Genomic DNA, 21,606 nt, shown 5'->3' on the forward strand with positions numbered 1-21,606 from the left:
CAGCCCTGCCTGCTGCCCCGCCTACTTCCCCGCCAGCGCCGCCTTGATCGCGGCCTTGAATTCGTCTTTCGTCTGGTTGTTGACGAACCGTTTCGTGACGGTGCCTTCGCGATTGATCACGAAGGTGTGGGGTATGGTAAGCACGTTGCCGTACGCCTGGTAGGTCTTCCGGTCCGCTTCCACGATGGGATAGGATACGTTCAGCCTTTCGACGAAGGGTTTCGTGACCGGAAGCCCCTCTTCGTCGAGTGAAAGTCCGAGTACCTCGACCCCCCGGTCCCTGTACGTCTCGTAGAGCTCGTTCAGCACCGGCATCTCCACGAGGCAGGGCGGACACCAGGTGGCCCAGAAGTTCACTACGACCACCTTCCCTTTCAAGGCGGAAAGACTGGCCTCGCCGCCGCCCAGGACCGGCAGGTTGAAATCGGGTGCGGCGCTGCCTTCCTTCAGCATGAGCCGGGCCTCGATGGCCTTCAACTCGGTCACGACGGCCGCCCGGATGCGGGGCACCATGTTCGGGGTGACTTGGATCCCGAGTTCTTTGTACACGGCCATGGCCGTTTCCGGGCCGAAGTTCGGCTTGCCGGCCTTGGACTCCGAGACCTGCTTCATGATGTAGGCGACGATCTTCTGCTCGTCGTCGGACAGGGGCTGTTGGTCCTGGTCCCCGGTCTGCGCCTGCACAGTGGAAAGGACGGTTGCCGCGGCAAACAAGGCGCACAAGAACGTCGTAGATACGCTTTTCACACTTTCCTCCAGTTCAGAGAGATCGTTTTCTGTTCAGCCGCGTGCCTTATTAGCATCAACACCCGGGATCGCCGTAAAGCGAGTGCCCGGATCGGCGAATCCGACCCGATCCGGGCATTGGTATCTCAGGCCTTGCTGCCCGCCTTCTCGGCCTTGGCCGCTTTCTTGAGCAGTTCATTGAAATTCATCTCGAAATTCGCCAGGTCGCTGCGGTCCACGATCGTGGCGGCCGCCACACCCACGGCGATGGCCACGGCTTCCCGGATCTCCGCGCCGTCGGCGCCGTACTTCATGGCTTTCTTGAGGTGACCTTCCAGGCAGTTCTGGCATCCCGCGCTCAGCGAGGCGGCTATGGCGATCAGTTCCTTGGTCTTGTTGTCGAGCGCAGTGCCCTCCCGGTATGTCTCCCGGTAGAAATCGAAGTAGATTTCCTTCATCCGTTCTTCCAGCAACTCGTACGACCTGAGAACCTTGCCCACGTATATATCCTCCGGAACCCGATGCCGATGCGAAGGCGTCAGGCATCTGTCAAAGTATCAAAAACGATCCGGCTGCCATCCTGCCCACCTGAACCCATTGGAGTATTCAAAAATCGCGCCGGATTATTCAAACTTAAACCCGGACACGGTTACAGACATACTAAGCAGCTTCCTCCTCCCGCGCAATCTGATTCCGTGCACCGCCAAGCCGCGCTTCCAGCCCGGCACAGGCCGGACCGGACCATTCAAGATACTTCCGGATGGAAATACCGGTACACTCTCCGCGCCGCCTCTTTGCCCAGCCCTTTTACCGCCGCCAGTTCCTCCTCGGTGCATTTCCTGATCTTCTCCACGGACTCGAACGCCAGAATCAACTGCTGTTTTCGCTTCGGTCCTACCCCGGGGATGTTGTCCAGTTCGGACCGGATCATGCGGCTGCCCCGCCGCTGCCGGTGGAAAGTGACGGCGAACCGGTGGGCTTCGTCCCTGGCCTGCATGAGCATTTTAAGGGCCGGTGAGGACCGCGGGATGACGATCGGCTCGGACTGTCCCGGCCGGAAGACTTCCTCCAGTCTTTTCGCCAGGCCGATGACGGGCAGGTCGACCAGGCCCAGTTCGTTCAGGACCTGCCGGACGCTGGACAGCTGCCCCTTTCCTCCGTCGATGAGCACGAGGTCGGGGAGGGGCTTGCTTTCGTCGAGCAGTCTCCGGTAGCGGCGGCCGACCACCTCCTGCATCATGGCGAAATCATTGGGGCCGATCACGTCTTTGACCTTGAACTTCCGGTAGTCCGTCTTGCGGGGCCGTCCGTCCACGAAACAGACCATGGAGGCCACCGGGTCCGAGCCCTGTATGTTGGATATGTCGAATGTCTCGATGCGCCTCGGCGGCACGGCAAGTCCGAGGGTTTCCTGCAGCGAGGCGACCGAAGCGGGGATGCTGCGGCGGACTCTGGATTCCGCCCGCTTCAGCGCGTGGGTGTTCAGTTGCAGTTCCGCGTTCTGGACCGCCAGCCGGACCATGGCGGCCTTGTCGCCGCGCCGGGGCACGGCGATGTCCACTTTCGAACCGCGCTTCCGGGCCGTCCATTCCCTGAATGCTTCGATACCCTCCGGCTCGCCGGTGAGGAGGATCTCGTCGGGCCACAACTGCGCGGCGAGGTAATACTGGGTCAGAAAGGCCCCCAGCGTTTCCGGTTCCGTGGCCTCCTCGGGCGCCGTCAGGAAGAAGTGCTCCTTGCCCAGCAGCTTGCCCTCTCTTACCTGGAGTACGGCCCCGCACACGTCGTTTCCGTTTCGTGCGAGTCCGATGATGTCCCGGTCCACTTCCTTGCTCGTAAAGGCCCGCTGGCGGACCGTCGTCTTCTCGATGGCGATGATCTGGTCGCGTATGCGTCCCGCGAGTTCGAACTGCAGTTGCTCCGACGCCAGCGCCATGCGTTCCTTCAGTTGTTTCAGCAGATCCTTCGTCCTGCCGGAGAGAAACTGGCACACCTGGTCGATGATCTCGCCGTAGCCTTCCTCGTCGATATGGCCTTTGCACGGTCCGGGACAGCGGTCGATGTAGTAGTCGAGACAGGGCCGGTCCATGGAGGGCCAGGCCCTCGCGCTCGGGCAGGTGCGCAGGGGGAACACTTTCCGGACCAGATCGATGGTCCTCCGCATGGCCTTCACGTTGGTGTAGGGTCCGAAGTACCGGGCCCCGTCCGGCCGGACGTTGCGCGTCACGACGACCCGGGGGAAGGCCTCGTTGGTCAGCATGATGAAGGGAAAGGACTTGTCGTCCCGCAGCATCACGTTGTACCGGGGCCGGTGTTCCTTGATGAGGTGGTCTTCCAGGAGGAGCGCGTCGGCTTCCGATTCGGTGGCCACGTAGTCGAAGTCGCGGATCCGGCTGGCCAGCGCGACCGCCTTCGGGTCCATGGGGCGGTTCTTCTGAAAATACGCGCGGATACGATGGCGCAGCGCGCGGGTCTTGCCCACGTAGATGATGCGCGACCGCGCGTCTTTCATCAGGTAAACGCCCGGTTTGCCGGGCAGCGACTTGAGCTTTTCTTTGATTTGCGTTCGCTGGACTGCCTGGACTGTCATGGGAAGCTCGTTTGCTCTCCGGATTCCGGCGGGATTGCCGATACTTGCAATCATGCCAAAGCGGTCAATTTAACCTTGACATTTGGGTACCCGCCAGGTAATATGGTGCTGGTTTTGTGCGAACCGTCAAGGCAGGCCGCGATAGGCCAGCCCGCCATTCGGTGTTACAGCGATTCAGATCATAAAGGGAGTAAAAGTGCCGACCCTCGTTTCATCCAAGAAGCGTTTACGTCAGGAAGCCGTGCGCCAGCACCGTAACGCCACGGTCAAATCCGCCCTTCGTACCGCCATCAAGCGCCTGCGCGGGAATTCGGACGCCGACTCGGCGCCCGGGCTCCTGAGCCAGGCCCATTCCAGGTTGGATAAAGCCGTCAAGCGCGGCGTGATGCACCGGCGGACCGCCGACCGCATCAAGTCCAGGCTGGCGAAGCAGGCCAGCTAGGCCCGTTTCCCTTTAGCGGCCAGGCCGACCGGACGGGTCATATCCTGCTATTCCGCCTGTCCGGCCTGCATGGCCACCTGCCGGTTTTCCACTGAATCCACATAGTCCAAAGCTGCCTGTACCAGTCCCCTGAACAAGGGGTGAGGCCTGTATGGACGGCTGGTCAGCTCGGGATGGAACTGGGTTCCTACGAAGAAGGGATGCGTGGGGATTTCCAGGATCTGCATGATCTGCTCGTCGGGGGTCATGCCGGAGAACACCATGCCCTTGTGCTCGATGAGCTCCCTGTACTGGTTGTTGAATTCGTACCGGTGGCGGAATCGTTCCACGGCCGTATCCGATCCGTAGCAGCGGTGGGCTTCGGTGCCGTCTTTCACCTTCACCTCGTGTCCGCCCAGCCGCATCGTGCCCCCCATTCCAGCCAGCTTGCGCTGGTCGGGCAGCAGGTAGATGACCGGCGTTTCCGCCTCCGCGTCGAATTCCGCGTGGGCGGCATTCAGCAGTCCGCACTGGTTCCGCGCGAACTCCACCACGGCCAGCTGGAATCCGTAGCACAGGCCCAGAAACGGCAGGCCGTTCTCCCTGGCGTGCTGTATGAACCGGATCTTTCCCTCGGCGCCCCGCTCGCCGAAGCCACCGGGCACGATGATGCCGGAGATGTCGTCCAGCATGCCCGCGTCGAGCGGCTGGTCCGCCGAGAAATCCGTCGTATCGATCCACTCCGTGGTGACATCCACACCCACGCTGACCTTGCTGTGGTCCAGGGCGTTCAGGATACTCACGTATGAATCGTGCAGGGCCGTGTACTTGCCGGTTATGGCGATACGTATTTCGGGGTGGCTTCTGGACAAGTACTTGAGATAAATGTCGAACATCTGCGGTCGCTGATCGGTACGCTGCGGGAGATTGACGTTGAGCTTCTCGGCAACGATCTGAACCGTCTCTTGGCGGTCGAGCAGGGTGGGCACCCGGTAGATGGAATCCGTATCGGGGCTGCTGACCACGCGATCCTCGGCGATGTTGCAGAAGAGGCTGATCTTCTGCCGGACGCTCTTGTTCAGCGGGATGGCCGAACGGCATACCACGATATCGGGCTGGATGCCCAGTTGCAGGAGCGCCTTGACGCTGTGCTGCGTGGGTTTAGTCTTGAGTTCCCCCGCGGACTCGTTATAGGGCACCTGCGTGACGTGGACCGACAGGACATTGTCCCGTCCCTCGTCGTAGAGCATTTCCCGGGCAGCCTCGATGAAATGGATATTTTCGATATCTCCGACGGTGCCGCCGACCTCCACGACCAGGATGTCGTAGGGTCCCTCGTGGGCCTTGGTCCGGATCAGGTTCTTGATTTCGCCCGTCACATGGGGCACGACCTGCACATCCCGTCCCAGGTACTCGCCCCGGCGTTCCTTGTCGAGGATGATCCGGTACACCTTGCCGGAGGTGATGTAGTTGTTCCGGTTCAGATTATCGTCGAGAAAACGTTCGTAGGTGCCCAGGTCCATGTCGCACTCGGTGCCGTCCTCGAGTACGAACACTTCTCCGTGGCGGTAGGGGTTGATGGTGCCGGCGTCCTGGTTCAGATAGCCGTCGATCTTGATCTGGGAGACCGTGAATCCGTAGTGCTTGAGCAGGTGTCCGAGGGAGGCGCTGAAGACGCCCTTGCCCACGCCGGACATGACACCGCCGGTGACGAAGATGTACTTGGTCCGTCCGATGCGGTAATCGGTGGGGAAGAACTCGATGGCCTCGGAATCGACCGTGCTGGCGCTGTGGGCGTCCAGGTCGACGTCATCAAAAAATACATCGTCGCTATAGTCCGGGGCACCGGCCAAAGACTCGCTCCTTGTTCAGGATTTGGGATTTGAATAAGGCCGCACCTAAGATAGGACGGGAAAGGCGAAATCGCAATACAATTATGTTAAAAACCCTATATCAGTACTCCCCGATCCACTTGCTCCTCAGTCCGTCCAGCGTACCCTTCTGCCCCATCTGGTACAGCCACAGGTTCAGGTAGTTGATGAAGGGCTGGTCGCCGCGGACGGTCATGTATCCGAGGTCCTCGCGGGTCAACGGCTTGTCCGGGTCGAGGGCGTAAAGCAGGGGATTCTGCCTGGCGTAGATCACCGCTTCCACGTTGTCCGTGAACATGACGTCCACGTCACCGGCTGCCACGGCCGGTTGAACGTCCAGGTTGTTCTCGAACATGACGATCGTGGCCTGGCTGATGTTGGCACGGACGTAGGCTTCGTTGGTCCCGCCGTAATTGGCGCCGATCCGGACACCGGGCCGGTCGATGTCCTGCAGGCTCTTGAAACGCTCGCGGTCGGCCTTCCGGATGAGCGGCGATTTGCCGATGGTGACATAGGGGTCGGTGAGGGCCAGGTCCTTCTGTCGCGTCAACGTCCGGGTGATGCCGCCCATGGCCAGGTCGAACCGGTCGTTCAGTGTATCTTCGGTCAGGTTGCTCCAGGTCGTGGGCACGAACCGGACGCTCACGCCGAGGGCTTCGCCGAGCCGATGCGCCGCGTCGATGTCCATGCCCTCGTAGGTACCGGTCTCCGGATTCAGATAGGTGAAAGGCTTGTAGTCGCCGGTCGTACCTATCCGGATCTCGCCCCGTTCCTGGATCCGGTCCAGCAGGGAGGCCTGGGCGTGGACGTGCACCGAAAGGGTACACAGGCAGGCAAGCAGAAGAAGCGATGGGATGGCGCGCATAGGGAAAGTCCTCATTGATCACTCCAGTAGGGTAGGATTCGCCGTGAAAACTTCGATCGACCCGCGGGTCAGGCTGTCGGTGAGTTTATAGTGCTTCCTGTCCGGCGTGTCAATGCATCTTGACAGGCCAGTGCCAGGCTTCTACCTTGAATCGGCACTTGGACCATTCGGAATTCACGTGCCATACCCGTCTGTCCACCCGCTGAATATCTTGTCCCTTCAGGCCATGTCACCAGCCCCCTCCAGTACGATACGGACATCGGCTACCGCGCTGTTCATCATTCTGATTATTTCCCCCTTCTTCCTCGACCGATGGCTGTCGCGCGAGACAGGCGTACGCGAGCCAGACGTACGTGAGACAGACGCGGCAAACCCGGGGCGGTACGGGTTCCTGTTGACAGATGCGACGGCGGCGGCCGGCATTGACTTCGTCCATGCAAAACCGCAGCTCGATCCGAAGCTCGCCCCAATCATGCCCCACATCTCGGCTCTCGGGGCATCCGTCTCGGTCGTGGATTTCGACAACGACGGGTGGCAGGACATGTACGTGACCAGCAGCCGGAAGGGTTCGCCGAACGTCCTGTACCGGAACTTGGGCGACGGAAGCTTCGCGGAGGTTGCCGGGGAGGCCGGTCTGGCCGAAGTGAACGGGGACGGTGGCGTGTCTATGGGCTCGGTGTGGGGGGATTACGACAATGACGGATTCGAGGACGTCTTCATCTACATGTGGGGCCGTCAGCGCCTGTACCGAAACCTGGGCGACGGCACCTTCGAGGACGCGACCGGCGTCGCCGGGCTGGACCGGTGGATGAACGCCAACAGCGCCGTGTGGACGGACCTCAACCGGGACGGCCTGATCGATCTATACGTGGGTGGATATTTCTCGGAAGTCCATGACCTGTGGCAGGTTACGACGACGCGCATCATGCAGGAGAGTTTCGAATACGCAAACAATGGCGGCCACAATTACCTCTTCCTGAACCGGGGAAACGGCCGCTTCGAGGACGTGACGGAAGCCTACGGAGCGGACTGCACGCGGTGGACCATGTCCGTCGGTGCGGCGGACCTGAACGGCGACGGATGGCCCGATCTGTACCTGGCCAACGATTACGGTCCCGAGGTGCTCCTCCTCAATATTGAAGGGAAGCGTTTCGAGCAGCCCGCCGGTACCTCGCTGGAGGAGACCTCCAAGAGCGGCATGAACGTGGCCTTCGGCGATCTGTACAATGACGGCCGTGCGGATGTCTACGTGACGAATATCTCGAAGCGCGGCTACCTGTTCCAGGGGAACAATCTCCGCCGCAACCTGATCGCGGAAAACGGCCGGATGGTCAACATCGCGGAAGGTGAAATTGCCGATGCGGGCTGGGCCTGGGGCGCACAGTTCGGGGACCTGAACAACGACGGTTTCGTGGACCTGTTCGTCACCAACGGTTTCGTATCGGCCGATCCGGAGGAAGACTACTGGTACGAGATGTCGCGGGTCGCCATGGGCAACAACAACATCTTCCAGGACGTGAGGAACTGGGCGCCCATGGGCGATCAGAGCCTTTCGGGGTTCGAGCGGTCCAGGCTGTACCTGAACGACGGAACCGGGCGCTTCTACGACGTGGCGGAATCCGTCGGCGTAAACGACCGGTACGACGGCAGGGGGGTCGCCTTTGCCGACCTCTTCAACCGGGGCGTGCTGGACTTGGTGGTGGCCAATCAAAACGGCCCTGTGATCCTGTACCGAAACGAGGTCGAGCTGAAGAACGCGTGGATTGCCGTCGAACTGCGGGGCGTCCGCAGCAACGCAAGCGCTATCGGCGCGGAGATACGGGTATTCTGGGACGGCCGGCAACAGCTCCAGGTCGTGACGGCCGGGGCCGGATTCGCCGCCCAGAGCCAGCGCAGGCGGCACTTCGGCCTTGGCGCTGCCACGGTGGTCGAACGCGTTGAGATCCGCTGGCCGAGCGGGACGACACAGACGCTGGAACGTCCTGAACTGAACCGGCTTCACACGGTGATGGAACCGGAGGGATGATGGGCGAATCGAAGGCCGCGGCGGTCGAGACTCTGGGAAGCGACGGGCCGCAGGGGAGCGGCAGTCTCCATATAGATCCACGCTACCTGTCGTCCGGGCTGATTACCCTGATCCTGGTCCTCGGCCAGATGTACGTGGGTATCCTCCACGACCTGTCGCAGCTCTTTACGGCGATCGCCGTGGCCCTGGCGGCGGAGCTGGCCCTGGGCCACCTGTTGACGGGGAGGTGGCTCAATCCCGCGAGCGCGTACATCACCGGGATCAGCTGCGGCATACTGCTGAGGTCGCTTTACCTGTGGCCCTTCGCCATCGCCAGCCTGCTTTCCATCATGTCGAAGTATGTCCTTCGCTACCGGGGGCGTCACCTGTGGAATCCGTCCAATCTGGGTATCTGCGTGGTGCTCTTCGCGGCGCCCGGGACCGTGGCCGCCCTGAGCGAGCAGTGGGGAAACGACCTGTGGGCCATGGCCGTGATCTGGGTGCTGGGATCGGTCATCCTCTGGCGGGCGAAACGGTTTCACGTGACCTTCACCTACGCCGTGTCGTTCGTCGCGCTTGCTTACGTGCGGTCTTTGTTAACCGGAGCCCCTTTCCTCTCGGAAGTCGCGCCTATCACCGGCCCCATGTACCAGCTCATGGCCTTCTTCATGGTCACGGATCCCGCCACCTCCGTCTCCTCGCGCGGCGGCAGGATCGGGGTCGCTTTTCTCGTGGCGCTGGCCGAAATGATGTTGCGGTTGTTTGAAATCGTGAACGCGCCACTCTATGCCTTGTTTCTGGTGGGACCGGCGGCGATGGTATTTGATTTGAAACGTTCGGACTGAACGAACGGGAGAACATCATGGCCCTCAGCGTGGGCATCGTAGGAGTGGGCGGCATCGCACACTGTCACGGCAGGGCGGCCCGGGAGGCGCCCGAAGCGGAACTCGCCGCGATCTGCGATGTCTCGGAGGAGGCGGTGGACCGGTTCGGCGAGACCTTCGGGGTCTCCCGGCGTTACACCGACCTGGAGCGCATGTTGCAGGAAGAGGAAATCGACATCCTGTCCGTCTGTACCTGGGGCGATTCACACGCGGATCTCAGTATCCGGGCCGCGCGGACAGGCCGGGTCAGGGCGATTCTCTGCGAAAAACCCATCAGTTCGACGGCGGCCGAGTGCGAAGCCATGATCGAAACCGCGCGGGACCACGGCGTCCTGCTCGCCGAGGCCTTCAAGTTCCGCCACCACCCGTGCCATATCAGGGCGAAGGAGCTCATCGAAGCCGGCGAGATCGGACGGGTCAAGTTGATCCGCAGTACCTTTACCGCGGCAGTGGATCCAGGCAACCTGAGACCGGACTACAACTGGCGGTTCAACCGGGAGAAGCGCGGAGGAGCCACCTACGACCTGGGATGTTACTGCATCCATCATGCACGGTTCATTGCGGGAAGTGAACCGGACCGTGTCCAGGCGCGCGGCCATTACGGCCAGCGGTCCCAGGTGCCCGAGTCCGTCCTGGCGCAACTCGAGTTCCCCGACGAGATCAGCGCGCAGTGCGCCTTTTCTTTCAGGTTCTACGGATCCCAGGAGTTCGAGGTGTACGGTACGGACGGCTACATGCGGATGGACATGGCCTGGAACAACGAAGATCACCCGGTCGCGCTGGTAATCAGGAAAAACGACGGGGAAGAAAGAACCATCCGATTCGCCCCGGTCTTTCAATTCACCAATCAACTGCGGCACCTTTGCGAATGTCTCGAGTCCGGTCGGCCGCACCGGATTCCACCTGAGAACAGCTTGGGCAACATGCGGGTCATCGACGCCGTACATGAATCCATTGACTCGGGACAGCCCGTTGTTTTGAGTTCCGGATAGTCCTCCCGATTTGCTTATTGAAAACGCAGCCCAGACTTTAAACTGGGAATGAATCATGTAAAAGGCACAACAGACGAGAACACTTCAAACGCAACAGAGGAGGGCATCGAGCAATGAGAATCACCCTGACCAGCGTCGTAGTAGATGACCAGCAGAAAGCGCTTCGCTTCTACACGGAAACGCTTGGCTTCCAATTGAAGCACAACATTCCTTTGGGCGAATACGCCTGGATTACCGTGGTATCCGAGGAAGCTCCGGAGGGGACGGAGTTGGCGCTCGAGCCTGATGGCCATCCCGCGGTGCGTCCGTTCAAGCAGGCCCTTGTGGAGGACGGTATCCCCTGGACCTGCTTCGCGGTCGACGACGTCGAAGCCGAACACGAGCGTCTCGTGGCAAAGGGTGTGCGATTCGTACAGCCGCCAACGGATGCCGGGAGTGTTGTTACCGCCATCTTCGACGATACATGCGGCAACTTGATTCAGATTATGGAAGAGAAGGATCAAGCGTGACGATCGCATAGCCCCGTCGACTAACTGGTTCGAGGGCCTGCCTCCAGCGCCGACAAGTTCACACCTCGTTGGAAACTCGTGCCTACTTCAGGCTCAGGTCTCGTTGGTCGACACTACTCGTTTTCCGGGAGGAACATAATGCTCAGGAACATCCTCGCGGCCATCGTCGGCTACATTGCCATGGCCGCCGTACTCTTCGTACTCTTCTCGCTGCTGTGGGTGGCGGTGGGACCCACGCACGCCTTCCAGCCGGGTTCGTGGGAAGTACCCGCCGGCTGGGCGCTAGGCTCGCTCGTGCTAGGCTTCGTGGGGGCGTGTGCCGGCGGAAAAGTCTGTGCCAGGGTCGCGCACGATACCAGGGCCGCCACGATCCTGATCGGCCTCGTAATCGTGCTTGGGGTGGTGAGGGCCCTGATGCCGGTTGAGATGCCGGCGGGACCGCGTCCCGACGACCTCTCGATGATGGAGGCCACCGCGGGCGCCCTCCATCCGGCATGGTTCAACTGGCTCAACCCGCTGATCGGAGCCGCGGGCGTCTGGTTCGGATCGCGGAAGTCGCGCGCGCAGTACTAAAAGCGTAGCAGTCAACCCGTAGCAGTCAGCAGGATAACCGGCGGTAGTACTACCAGCGGTCCGTAGACCGGACCCCGGATACTTGAGGCGGCTCGTACCATGACCGTAGAAGAAATGACCCTCGGCGTTGAAGAGGAATACCAAATCATCGACCCCGAGTCGCGGGAGTTGACCTCCTACATCTCCGAGTTTCTCGAAAAGGGGAAGCGGGTCTTTCGCGACCAGGTCAAGCCGGAATTCCTTCAGTCCCAGGTGGAAATGGGTACCGAGGTCTGCAGGGACATCAAGGAAGTCCGGAAGGAGATAGCCCGGCTCCGGAGCATGGTGTCCGACATCGCGGAAAAGAGCGGCCACCGGATCGTGGCGGCCGGCACCCATCCCTTTTCCCGCTGGCAGGAGCAGGAAGTCACCGAAAAAGACCGGTACCGCAGCCTGGTCGCCGACCTGCAATACGTCGCCCGCCGCCTGCTCATCTTCGGCATGCACATCCACGTCGGCTTACCCGACCGGGAACTGCGCATCGACACCATGAACCAGATCAGCTATTTCATGCCCCACGTCCTGGCCCTTTCTTCATCGTCCCCCTTCTGGATGGGCGACAACACGGGGCTCAAATCCTACCGGAGCGTCGTGTTCTCCGAGTTGCCCAGGACCGGCATACCCGATCGGTTCAACTCGGCCGACGAGTACGACCATTTCATCCAGACGATGATCAAGACCGGCTGCATGGACGAGCCCACAAAGATCTGGTGGGACGTGCGGCCCCATCCCCGTTTTCCCACGCTCGAGTTGCGGATCTGCGACTGCATCACCAAGATCGACGAAGTGGTGGCCATCGTGGCCCTGGTCAGGGCGGTGACGGCCAAGTTGATCACGCTGCGCCGCGAGAACCAGTCATGGCGGTACTACCGGCGCGACCTGGTGGCCGAGAACAAGTGGCGCGCGATCAAGGACGGGCTGGACGGGAACCTGGTCGACTTCGGCAAGGAAGAGGAAGTGCCCCTGCGATTCCTCATCGAGGAACTGCTGGATATCGTGGACGACGTCGTGGATCCCCTCGGGGTCCGGGAGGAGATCGAGTACATCCGGGTCATGCTCGAGCGGGGAAGCAGCGCGGACCGGCAACTCAGGACCCATGCGGAAACCGGTGACCTGAAGGCGGTCGTCGATCAACTGGCCGAAGAGACGATAGCCGGACTGTGATCCACAGGGGCGGGCTGATATCCGTGCGGGCGACTTTGTCAACCGTGCCTGGCCAATTGTCATTAAACAGGTGAATTTTATCTACTCCATACGGAAGGAATGAGAGGGACCCCGTGCCTTCCCGGTCCAGACCCAATATCCTGTGGATTTCCTTCGAGGACACTGGTCCTTACTATGGCTGCTACGGTGATCCGGTGGCCCGTACGCCGAACGTGGACCGTTTCGCGGCCCGGGGATGCCGGTGGACGAACTGCTTCTCCACGTCAGGCGTATGTGCTCCGGCCCGTTCGGCGATCATAACCGGGATGTACGCCACCTCCATCGGCACGCATCACATGCGGACCACCCATACTCACCCCGATACCCCGGAGATGCCAACACCCTATTCGGCGGTGGTGCCCCACTACGTCAAGTGTTTCACCGAGTACCTGCGGGCGGCGGGGTACTACTGCACGAACAACTTCAAGACCGACTACCAGTTCGAGCCGCCGCTGACGGCGTGGGACGACCTTGGCCAGCAAGCCCACTGGCGTAACCGGCCCGACCCGGAGCAGCCCTTTTTCGCGGTCTTCAACCTCATGCGCAGCCACGAAAGCGGGATGTGGCCGGAGAAGTGCCCAGCACCCGAGTTCGATCCCAATGCCATCGAGCCGCCGCCCCACCTGCCCGACACGCCGGTGGTCCGGACGGCCCTTGCCCGCATGTACACGCATATCGCCCACAACGACCGGGAATTCGGTGCCATTCTCGGCCAGTTGGAAGAAGATGGGATCGCCGAGAATACGTACGTCTTCAACTGGAGCGACCACGGCCCCCTGCCCCGGGGCAAGCGCTGGCCCTATGACGCGGGAATACACGTGCCGCTCATCGCGCGCGGGCCGGACCTTGAAGGCGGGCGGGTATGCGAAGACCTGGTCAGCACGATCGACCTGGGACCCACGATGCTGTCCCTGGCCGGCGTGGAGATTCCAGGCCACGTCCAGGGCCGGGCGTTTCTCGGGCAACAGGCCCAACCGCCGCGCGAGTATGTCTTCGCCAGCCGCGACAGGCACGACGTGTCCTACGACATGGTCAGGGCCGTGCGGGATGGCCGATACAAGTACATCCGGAATTATCGTCCCGACCTGCCCTATCTTTCCTGGCTCCCCTATCGAAACCGCCATCCGATCATGCAGGAAATCTGGCGGTTGCACCTGGAAGGCGCGCTGGACGAAGCGCAGTCGGCCCTGTTCCGGTACCCGAGACCCGTAGAGGAATTCTACGACACGGAGGCGGATCCGCATGAAATACGCAATCTGGCCGGGGATCCGCATGTCGGGAACGACCTGGAGCGGATGCGCAGGGCGCTCGACGCATGGCTCGACGAGGTGGGCGACATGGGCCGGATTCCCGAGAGCGAGATGGTCGGAAACTGGTATCCGGACGGTCGCCAGCCCGAGACCGCTCCCGTAGTCTTCATACCCATATGTTCGGAAAGTCCCGGAATTGAACCGGTAACGGCGGGCGGCTCGTTTGACGGCCCCGTGCTGGTACAGCTTCACTGCGCCACGCAGGCTGCGTCTATTGCCTATACGTTGCAGGCCGGGGACGACCCCCACTGGCTGTTGTACACCGAACCGCTGCGTCTTGACGCCGGCGAGTACCTGGTGAGGGCGCGGGCTATACGCGTCGGGTACAGGGAAAGTCCCGAGGTCCAGGCGAGATTCGTAGTTCGGGAGGTGTGAGCACCAGGTGCCGTGACAGGATACCGCGCGTTTATCCACCTGCTCCCGTTTTGGTTGACCTGTGCGCCGTGTATCCCTTAAAATACCGTCCAGAATCCCTTCTCGAGAAACCGTGCCGGGAGGTATGTCATGGACCCTTCCTGTCTTGAAAATCGCCTGACGGACGAAGAGCGGCGCCTCTTCGATGAACAGGGTTATTTCATCGTGGAGAACGTGCTGCCGGGCGACATGGTGGAAGCACTGGACCGGATCGCAGACCGCATCGACGCGGAACGACGTCCCAACATGGGAGGCGGGCCCTACAGCATCAAGAATCACTTCGACATCATCGGCCGGGACGATCTGCTGCTGGAACTGCTCGACTGGCCGAAGACCTTCCCGAAGGTCTGGGGCATTCTCGGCTGGCACATTCAACTGTACCATTCCCACTTGATCGTATCGCCATCATGGCCGGCGGATCAGAAACCCAAAAAACGGCGTCTGGGCTGGCACCAGGACAGCGGCCGGTTGAATATCGACCTGGAGACCACGCCCCGGCCCCGGGTGTCGCTAAAAGTGGCCTTCTTCCTGAGCGACTGCACGACGAACGACCGGGGCAACTTCCACGCCATTCCGGGCAGCCACAGGAGCGACGTGATCGAGTTACCCGATGACGCCGAACGGGATCCGGACGGCGCCGTTCCGATCCGGGCCGCGGCCGGCGACGCCGTGTTTTTCGATCGCCGCCTATGGCACGCTTCGGGCATCAACTATTCCGAAATCACCCGCAAGGTGATGTTCTACGGCTACAGCTACCGCTGGCTGCGTCCGAGGGACAACATGACGGTGGGTCACTACATGGACCGCTGCGACCCCATACGCAGGCAACTCCTGGGGGACGGACCTTCGGGCGGTCACGGCTTTACCTCGCCCCTTCCCGAAGATATCCCGCTGCGCGAATGGATCGCCAACCACGCGGGCCGGAAGTACGTGGTAAATTGAGGCGGCAATGCCGGCCAGACTGACCTGGCGCATCGCGCCATCCGCAGTCGTGCCAATCGCAGCCACGTCAGCCCCAGCCGCGTCAGCCGCAGCAAGGTGATCAATACATTGCGTGAATCAACAGAGTTCCTGGCGGAACAGCAGGCCCTGCTCGACCGGATCGCCGAGGCCGTGGTCGCCCGTGAACTTACCGCGCCGGCGATCCTGTTCCTGGAATCCATGAAACCCCTTTCCTTCCTGGGCGGCCAGTTCATGGCCTTTCTGAGTCCATTCATCCACATGGTAGTGGACACGTCGGAATACGACCGGATCGCCGAGGCCATCGAGCGCCGGGAGAACGTGGAGTTCCTGATCCAGCGCATCGAGCATCACGCTTCCGAGGCGGACAACCATGCATCCTAGTATCGCGGCGACGCCCCGGCGCCCCGCGTTCCGCGCGACGTAGACGGTGCCCATGTCCCTTCCAGCGGATATCGGGGTCATCCTGGCCACCGATTGCGGCAGCACGACCACCAAGGCCATCCTGATCGAGCGCCGTTCCGGTTCGTACCGCCTCGTCGTTCGGGGGGAGGCGCCTACGACCGTGGAAGCGCCTTTTGAGGATGTCACGCGGGGCGTGCTCAACGCGGTGCGCGAGGTGGAGGAACAGTCCGGCCGCGAGATCCTCGACGGAGAACGGATCGTGTCGCCCGCCGATGGTGACCGCGGCGTGGACATCTACGTCTCGACGAGCAGCGCCGGCGGGGGGCTTCAGATGATGGTGGCCGGCGTGGTCAAGAGTATGACCGCCGAGAGCGCCGAACGGGCGGCCCTGGGCGCGGGCGCCATCGTCATGGAAACCCTGGCGTCCAACGACGGGCGTCTGCCCCACGAACGCATCGAGCGCATACGGCAACTGCGGCCGGACATGATCCTGCTTTCGGGGGGCGTGGACGGCGGTACGAAGTCCCACGTGGTCGAAATGGCCGAACTGATCTCGGCCGCTGACCCGAGGCCCCGGCTGGGCGCCGCCTACAGTCTTCCGGTCATCTACGCGGGAAACTCCGACGCCCGCGAAGACATCGCCCGGATTCTGGCCGAGCGAACGGAACTCAGCCAGGTCGACAACCTCAGGCCCGTGCTCGAGGCGGAGAACCTGGGTCCGGCCCGGGAGCGGATCCATACCCTGTTCATGGAACACGTGATGGCCCAGGCGCCCGGGTACAGGGACCTGATGGCGTGGACGCACGTGCCCATCATGCCCACGCCGGGTGCCGTCGGGCGGATGGTGCGGGTGGTCGCGGATCGAGCCGAAATTGACGTCATGGGCGTGGATATCGGCGGCGCGACCACCGACGTGTTTTCCGTTTTCGGCGGTGCCTTCAACCGGACGGTGAGCGCCAATCTCGGCATGAGCTACAGCATCTCCAACGTATTGACGGAAGCGGGACTGGATGCCATATCGCGGTGGCTTCCCTTTGAGATGTCCGACGCCGACCTGAAGGACCGGCTCGGCAACAAGATGATCCGCCCCACCAGCATCCCGCAGACCATGGAGGAACTGGTCATCGAACAGGCCGTCGCCCGCGAGGCGCTGCGGCTGGCCTTCGAACAGCACAGGCAGTTCGCCGTGGAACTGAAAGGCGTGCAGCAGAAACGGACGATCTCGGACACGTTCGAACAGCAGACCGGCGGCCAGACACTGGTCGACCTGATGAATCTGGATCTGATTATCGGCAGCGGAGGCGTACTTTCCCACGCGCCGGGACGTTCACAGGCGGCGCTTATGATGGTGGACGCCTTCCAGCCCGAGGGGATCACGAGCCTGGCGGTCGACAGCATCTTCATGATGCCCCACCTGGGCGTCCTCTCCACCGTCCATGAAACCGCGGCGCTGGAGGTTTTCGACCGGGACTGCCTCGTCCACCTCGGCCCCTGCATCGCGCCCGTGGGCAACGGCTCGCCGGGCTCGCCCTGCGTGACGGTGAAGGTGACGGCGGATGACACCCAGAGTATGCACGATGCTATTGTGGGAGAGCTGACGGCCATCCGAACCGGGGAGGCGGACGAGGTCACTCTGGAGGTCGTGCCCTCCCGTGGTTTCGACGTCGGCGCCGGCAAAGGCGTGGCGGTCACCCGTTCGGTGCGTAATGGCCCGGTGGGCGTAATCATCGACACCCGCCGCAGGCCGCTTCAACATCCGCCGGACGCGGCCGAAAGGGCAGAGACATTGCAGAGGGGCTACCGCGCGCTCGACATCTATCCGGAGTCGGATTGATGGCCCATGCCTATACATCGGGTCTGCGGGTGTCGACCCGGACCGTGGTTCCGAAGACGCGCCGCCTGCCCCTGCGGGGACAGGTGTTGGTGAGCGTCGGGGACCGGGTGGAACCCGATACGGTGGTGGCGGAAACCTATCTGCCCGGCCCGGTGCACAACGTCAATGTCGCGAATGCGCTGGCCATAGCACCCGAAGACGTACCGGACTGCATGCTGAAACAACAGGACGACGCGGTGGAAGAAGGTGAGCTGATCGCCGAGTCGAAAGGGATCTTCGGCCTGCTCAAGTCCAGTGCCCGCTGCCCGGTAAGGGGTACGATCGAGATGGTATCGGAAGTGACCGGCCAGGTACTCATCCGGGAACCGTCGACTCCGGTGCGTATCAACGCGTTCATCAATGGAAGGGTCACCGAATTGCTCCCCGGTGAAGGCGTCGTGGTCGAAACGGTAGGCGCATACATCCAGGGGATCTTCGGAATCGGGGGCGAGGTGCACGCGCCTATACGCCTGATCGTCGATTCTCCCGGTACCGAAATCACCGGGGAGATGATCGACGAACGCTGCTCGGGACAGATCGTGTGCGGCGGATCCATGATCGCCCTTGACGCGTTGCGTAAGTTGATTGAAGTGGGTGCGTCCGGCGTGGTGGTCGGAGGCATGCAGTACCACGATATCGGCGCCCTGCTGGGGTACCAGATCGGCGTGGCCGTTACGGGCGGTGAGGAAATCGGCCTGACCATGGTAGTCACCGAAGGTTTCGGGCGGCTTCCCATGGCCGAACGCACCTTTGAACTCATCCGGTCTCTGCAGGGCCGCGAAGCTTCCATGAGCGGGGCGACGCAGATCAGAGCCGGCGTGATACGTCCCGAGATCATTGCGAAAGGTGCACCTATCCTGGGGGCTTCGGAACGGCCGGGCCCGCGCGACGGCGGCCCGGAGGGCCGATGACCTGGGCGCATCATACGCCAGCACTGGTTCGGGGAAATCGTTACCGTGGCGTCCTTGACCGAACAACCCGTGAGACTGCCCACGGGCGCCATGGCAAGGGTACTGGAAGCCCGCCGGGAGAACGGCGAAATCGTTACCGTACCCCGCGCGAACGTAGAGATCGTGGAGGCCTGATTGTCTTTTTCGAGTCCGTCAGTATGACACGAAACGCTTTTCCTCTTATCTTGCCGATGCGTACGATCCTGGCGTGCGCGGTGATCACCCTGGTGTCGACGGCATTGCCCTGCTTCGCGCAGGATACGGCCGAATCCGGCTGGTTCAACACGGACCGGACCCAGGCCCTGGTGCTCGGCGTCATCCTGACGGGCGCCATCCTGCTTTACGTAATCCTCGCCTCTTCCGGCCGGCCCCTGTTCATACGTAAAATCGCCGGCCTGGAAACGGTGGAGGAAGCCGTGGGCCGGGCCACGGAAATGGGCAAGCCCATCCTCTACGTGCCCGGCCTGAACGACATGGACGACGTCCAGACTATCGCGTCCATGAACCTGCTGGGCCATCTGGCCACCATCATCGCGGGATACGATTCCAGGCTGCACGTGCCCGTGCGCAAGTCTCTCGTCATGAGCGCGGCCCGCGAGACGGTGCAGCAGTCCTACCTGTCCGCCGGACGGCCCGACGCGTACCAGGAGGACGCCATTCACTACGTGTCCGACGCACAGTTCGCCTACGCGGCGGCCGTCGACGGCATCATCGTCCGCGAACGGCCGGCCGCCTGCTTCTACCTGGGCGGTTTCTACGCCGAATCGCTTATCCTGGCGGAAACCGGCAACTCTATCGGCGCCATACAGATCGCGGGAACGGCGAGGCCTCCTCAACTTCCGTTTTTCGTGGCGGCCTGCGACTATACGCTGATCGGCGAGGAACTGTTCGCCGCCAGCGCGTACCTGTCCAAGGAGCCGCGCATGCTGGGCAGCCTGAAGGGGCAGGACGCCGGCAAGGGCATCGCCATTCTGTTCATTATCGCAGGCAGTCTGCTGACGACCGCCGAGTCCCTGACCGGTAGTGAGACCGTGCGGGACATAGCAGACGTCGTCCTCTGGCTGTTCAGGTAAATCCCATGCGCCGTCGTGTACCCCTCATCATCACTTTCGTGATCGGCATCGTACTGATCATCGGGTACTTCGTGACGCGCGGGCCCTTCAATACGCTCTACGAGAGCTTTTCGGATTACTTCGCCATCATCACGGTCTTCGCCTTCATCCTCGGCGGGGGCAGCCTGCTCAAGATTCATCTGAAACGCGTTTCCAGCCGGTCCACCGACTGGCCCTACAGCGTGGTGACCCTGGCGGGTTTTGCCATCACACTGGTGATCGGCCTGTTCAAGGTGGGCAATCCGGACGGCATGGGAGGCGAAATCCTTGCGGCGGGTTCCTGGCTGCGCTTCGTATTCGACGGGGTGTACAACCCGCTGTCGGCCACCATGTTCGCCCTGCTCGCCTTCTTCGTCGCCTCGGCCTCCTACCGGGCCTTCAGGGCGCGCACGAAGGAAGCCACCATTCTCCTGTCGGCCGCCATGATCATCCTCCTCGGCAGGACGCCTGTGGGGGCCTGGCTGACGGCCTGGATGCCTGAAAGCCTGGGATTCCTCGAACTGCCGAACCTGGCCAACTGGATCATGGCCTGGCCCAATACGGCCGGCCAGCGGGCCATCATGATCGGCATCGCCCTGGGTGTCATCGCGACTTCGCTGCGCATCATACTGGGCATTGAACGCAACTACCTGGGGAGGGGCGAGTGACCTTGAGAATCCCGGACTCCATCCTCCAGATCGACCGGCGGATCATATTCCTGCTCATCGGCGCGGCAGTGTGCATCCCCCTGATCCTGAAACCCCGCTTCCAGGATGCGCCAACGCCCATCGTCCAGTCGATCTTCGACACGGTGGAGCGCCTTCCGGCCGGTTCCCGGGTATTCCTTTCCTTCGATTACGGTCCCGATACGGCCCCCGAGCTGGATCCGATGGCGAAGGCCCTCGTCCGGCACACGATGGCCCGCGGCCACGAGGTGTCCTTCTTCACCCTGTTCCCCGAGGGGGTGGGACAAATCAAGAAGATCACGGACAACCTGCTGCCCGTGGAGTTCCCGGGCAAGACATACGGCAGGGATTTCGTAAATCTGGGGTACAAGGCGGGCCTGGGCGGCGCGATCAATACCATGGTCGTCAACTTCAGGACCCTGGTCAACGCCGACGCCGAGGGCACGCCGCTCGACGATCTTCCCATTACAGCGGATGTGGACGAGATGGTGGACTACGCCATCATCCTGAGCCTCACCGCGGGGGACCCGGGACTGAAGGAGTGGATCCAGTTCGCGGGCGACATCACGGGGATTCCCGTTATGGGAGGCGGTACGGCCGTGGTGGCGCCGGAGCTCTATCCGTACTATCCCCAGCAACTGATCGGCCTGATGGGGGGCCTGAAGGGGGCCTCGGAGTACGAATCCGCCCTCGTGGACCGGTACCCGGCCTACCGGAACGCGACCATGGAAGCCACCATGCGCATGGGACCCCAGGTAGTGACCCACGTGCTGATCGTCCTGCTCGTCCTGCTGGGTAACCTGGCCTACTTCATCGGCCGTGCGGACCGGGCGGGCCGCAGGCGCTAGAGGAACCGTGTATGGACGTAACGCTGCAACTCTGGATCGACGCGGCCCTCACGCTGATGATCCTCAGCTTCCTGTACCGGGACAATCCCTTCTACAAGTTCGCCGAGCACCTCTTCGTCGGCGTGTCCGCCGCGTACCTGATGGCCATCGGGTTCTGGGACCACCTGGTGCCGAACCTGCTGGGCAAGCTGTTCCCTTCCCTCATGTCCGGGGTGGTGCCCGGCGCCGCCGGCCGGGCTCCGGACTACTACTACATCATCCCCGCCGTCTTCGGCCTGCTGCTCCTGACTCGCCTGGTCGACCGCTGGTCCTGGCTCAGCCGCTGGGCCCTGGCCTTCATCGTCGGCGGATCGGCGGGATTCAACCTGCCCCGGTTTCTCGATTCCGATTT

At 62.2% G+C, this 21,606-nt stretch carries 22 protein-coding genes; 17 read left to right on the forward strand and 5 right to left on the reverse strand.

What is annotated here, in order from left to right:
• Positions 1–21 precede the first annotated feature (21 nt).
• The 3 genes from OXG98_08905 to uvrC form a co-directional block, all read right to left on the reverse strand.
• Complete coding sequence (locus tag OXG98_08905) at positions 22–747, reverse strand: TlpA disulfide reductase family protein (GenBank protein ID MCY3772125.1); 726 nt, start codon at positions 745–747, stop codon at positions 22–24.
• Positions 748–872: 125 nt separating this feature from the next.
• A complete protein-coding gene (locus OXG98_08910; GenBank protein ID MCY3772126.1) occupies positions 873–1,226 on the reverse strand; it encodes a carboxymuconolactone decarboxylase family protein in 354 nt (117 codons plus the stop codon).
• Positions 1,227–1,471: 245 nt separating this feature from the next.
• Positions 1,472–3,316: an excinuclease ABC subunit UvrC gene (gene uvrC / locus OXG98_08915; GenBank protein ID MCY3772127.1), complete on the reverse strand. Its 1,845-nt coding sequence runs from the start codon at positions 3,314–3,316 to the stop codon at positions 1,472–1,474.
• 196 nt (positions 3,317–3,512) lie between these two features.
• Between uvrC and rpsT the strand changes: the two genes are divergently transcribed.
• A complete protein-coding gene (gene rpsT / locus OXG98_08920) occupies positions 3,513–3,758 on the forward strand; it encodes a 30S ribosomal protein S20 (GenBank protein MCY3772128.1) in 246 nt (81 codons plus the stop codon).
• Between the two features lie 47 nt (positions 3,759–3,805).
• Here the strand turns inward: rpsT and OXG98_08925 are convergent, their stop codons facing one another.
• Positions 3,806–5,473, reverse strand: coding sequence for a CTP synthase (locus OXG98_08925; GenBank protein MCY3772129.1), 1,668 nt, complete (start codon positions 5,471–5,473; stop codon positions 3,806–3,808).
• 217 nt (positions 5,474–5,690) lie between these two features.
• Positions 5,691–6,473, reverse strand: coding sequence for a transporter substrate-binding domain-containing protein (locus OXG98_08930; protein MCY3772130.1), 783 nt, complete (start codon positions 6,471–6,473; stop codon positions 5,691–5,693).
• 178 nt (positions 6,474–6,651) lie between these two features.
• Here OXG98_08930 and OXG98_08935 point away from each other — a divergent pair, with 178 nt between their 5' ends.
• The 16 genes from OXG98_08935 to OXG98_09010 all read left to right on the forward strand — a co-directional run.
• The gene (locus OXG98_08935; GenBank protein MCY3772131.1) at positions 6,652–8,499 is read left to right on the forward strand and encodes a CRTAC1 family protein; all 1,848 of its coding nucleotides are present in this window, start codon (positions 6,652–6,654) and stop codon (positions 8,497–8,499) included.
• Positions 8,496–9,323, forward strand: coding sequence for a hypothetical protein (locus tag OXG98_08940; protein ID MCY3772132.1), 828 nt, complete (start codon positions 8,496–8,498; stop codon positions 9,321–9,323). Before OXG98_08935 ends, OXG98_08940 begins: the two co-directional genes overlap by 4 nt.
• Positions 9,324–9,340: 17 nt before the next feature.
• Entirely contained in the window at positions 9,341–10,354 is a 1,014-nt protein-coding gene (locus tag OXG98_08945) for a Gfo/Idh/MocA family oxidoreductase (GenBank protein ID MCY3772133.1), read from the forward strand.
• A gap of 113 nt (positions 10,355–10,467) precedes the next feature.
• Positions 10,468–10,863 carry a VOC family protein gene (locus OXG98_08950; GenBank protein ID MCY3772134.1) on the forward strand — a complete coding sequence of 132 codons (396 nt, stop codon included), beginning with the start codon at positions 10,468–10,470 and terminating at the stop codon, positions 10,861–10,863.
• 138 nt (positions 10,864–11,001) lie between these two features.
• Positions 11,002–11,436 (forward strand): hypothetical protein, encoded by a 435-nt coding sequence (locus tag OXG98_08955; protein ID MCY3772135.1) that lies wholly within the window; start codon positions 11,002–11,004, stop codon positions 11,434–11,436.
• A gap of 99 nt (positions 11,437–11,535) precedes the next feature.
• Complete coding sequence (locus tag OXG98_08960; protein ID MCY3772136.1) at positions 11,536–12,639, forward strand: carboxylate-amine ligase; 1,104 nt, start codon at positions 11,536–11,538, stop codon at positions 12,637–12,639.
• Positions 12,640–12,752: 113 nt separating this feature from the next.
• Positions 12,753–14,363 carry a sulfatase-like hydrolase/transferase gene (locus OXG98_08965; GenBank protein ID MCY3772137.1) on the forward strand — a complete coding sequence of 537 codons (1,611 nt, stop codon included), beginning with the start codon at positions 12,753–12,755 and terminating at the stop codon, positions 14,361–14,363.
• 129 nt (positions 14,364–14,492) lie between these two features.
• Complete coding sequence (locus tag OXG98_08970; protein MCY3772138.1) at positions 14,493–15,344, forward strand: phytanoyl-CoA dioxygenase family protein; 852 nt, start codon at positions 14,493–14,495, stop codon at positions 15,342–15,344.
• 108 nt (positions 15,345–15,452) lie between these two features.
• Positions 15,453–15,746 (forward strand): hypothetical protein, encoded by a 294-nt coding sequence (locus tag OXG98_08975; GenBank protein MCY3772139.1) that lies wholly within the window; start codon positions 15,453–15,455, stop codon positions 15,744–15,746.
• 52 nt (positions 15,747–15,798) lie between these two features.
• A complete protein-coding gene (locus OXG98_08980) occupies positions 15,799–17,601 on the forward strand; it encodes a glutamate mutase L (GenBank protein ID MCY3772140.1) in 1,803 nt (600 codons plus the stop codon).
• A complete protein-coding gene (locus OXG98_08985) occupies positions 17,601–18,551 on the forward strand; it encodes a hypothetical protein (protein MCY3772141.1) in 951 nt (316 codons plus the stop codon). Before OXG98_08980 ends, OXG98_08985 begins: the two co-directional genes overlap by 1 nt.
• A 45-nt stretch (positions 18,552–18,596) precedes the next feature.
• Positions 18,597–18,725, forward strand: coding sequence for a hypothetical protein (locus OXG98_08990; protein MCY3772142.1), 129 nt, complete (start codon positions 18,597–18,599; stop codon positions 18,723–18,725).
• An 80-nt stretch (positions 18,726–18,805) separates the two neighbouring features.
• Entirely contained in the window at positions 18,806–19,663 is an 858-nt protein-coding gene (locus OXG98_08995; GenBank protein ID MCY3772143.1) for a hypothetical protein, read from the forward strand.
• 5 nt (positions 19,664–19,668) lie between these two features.
• Positions 19,669–20,349 (forward strand): hypothetical protein, encoded by a 681-nt coding sequence (locus OXG98_09000; protein ID MCY3772144.1) that lies wholly within the window; start codon positions 19,669–19,671, stop codon positions 20,347–20,349.
• Positions 20,346–21,215, forward strand: a complete 870-nt coding sequence (locus OXG98_09005; GenBank protein MCY3772145.1) for a hypothetical protein — start codon at positions 20,346–20,348, stop codon at positions 21,213–21,215. The genes OXG98_09000 and OXG98_09005 overlap by 4 nt, the downstream gene beginning before the upstream one ends.
• Before the next feature lie 11 nt (positions 21,216–21,226).
• Positions 21,227–21,606, forward strand: a 380-nt coding sequence (locus OXG98_09010; GenBank protein MCY3772146.1) for a hypothetical protein, incomplete at its 3' end; no start/stop codon positions are given.

Source organism: Gemmatimonadota bacterium, from assembly GCA_026706345.1.
GTDB lineage: Bacteria > JAAXHH01 > JAAXHH01 > JAAXHH01 > JAAXHH01 > JAAXHH01.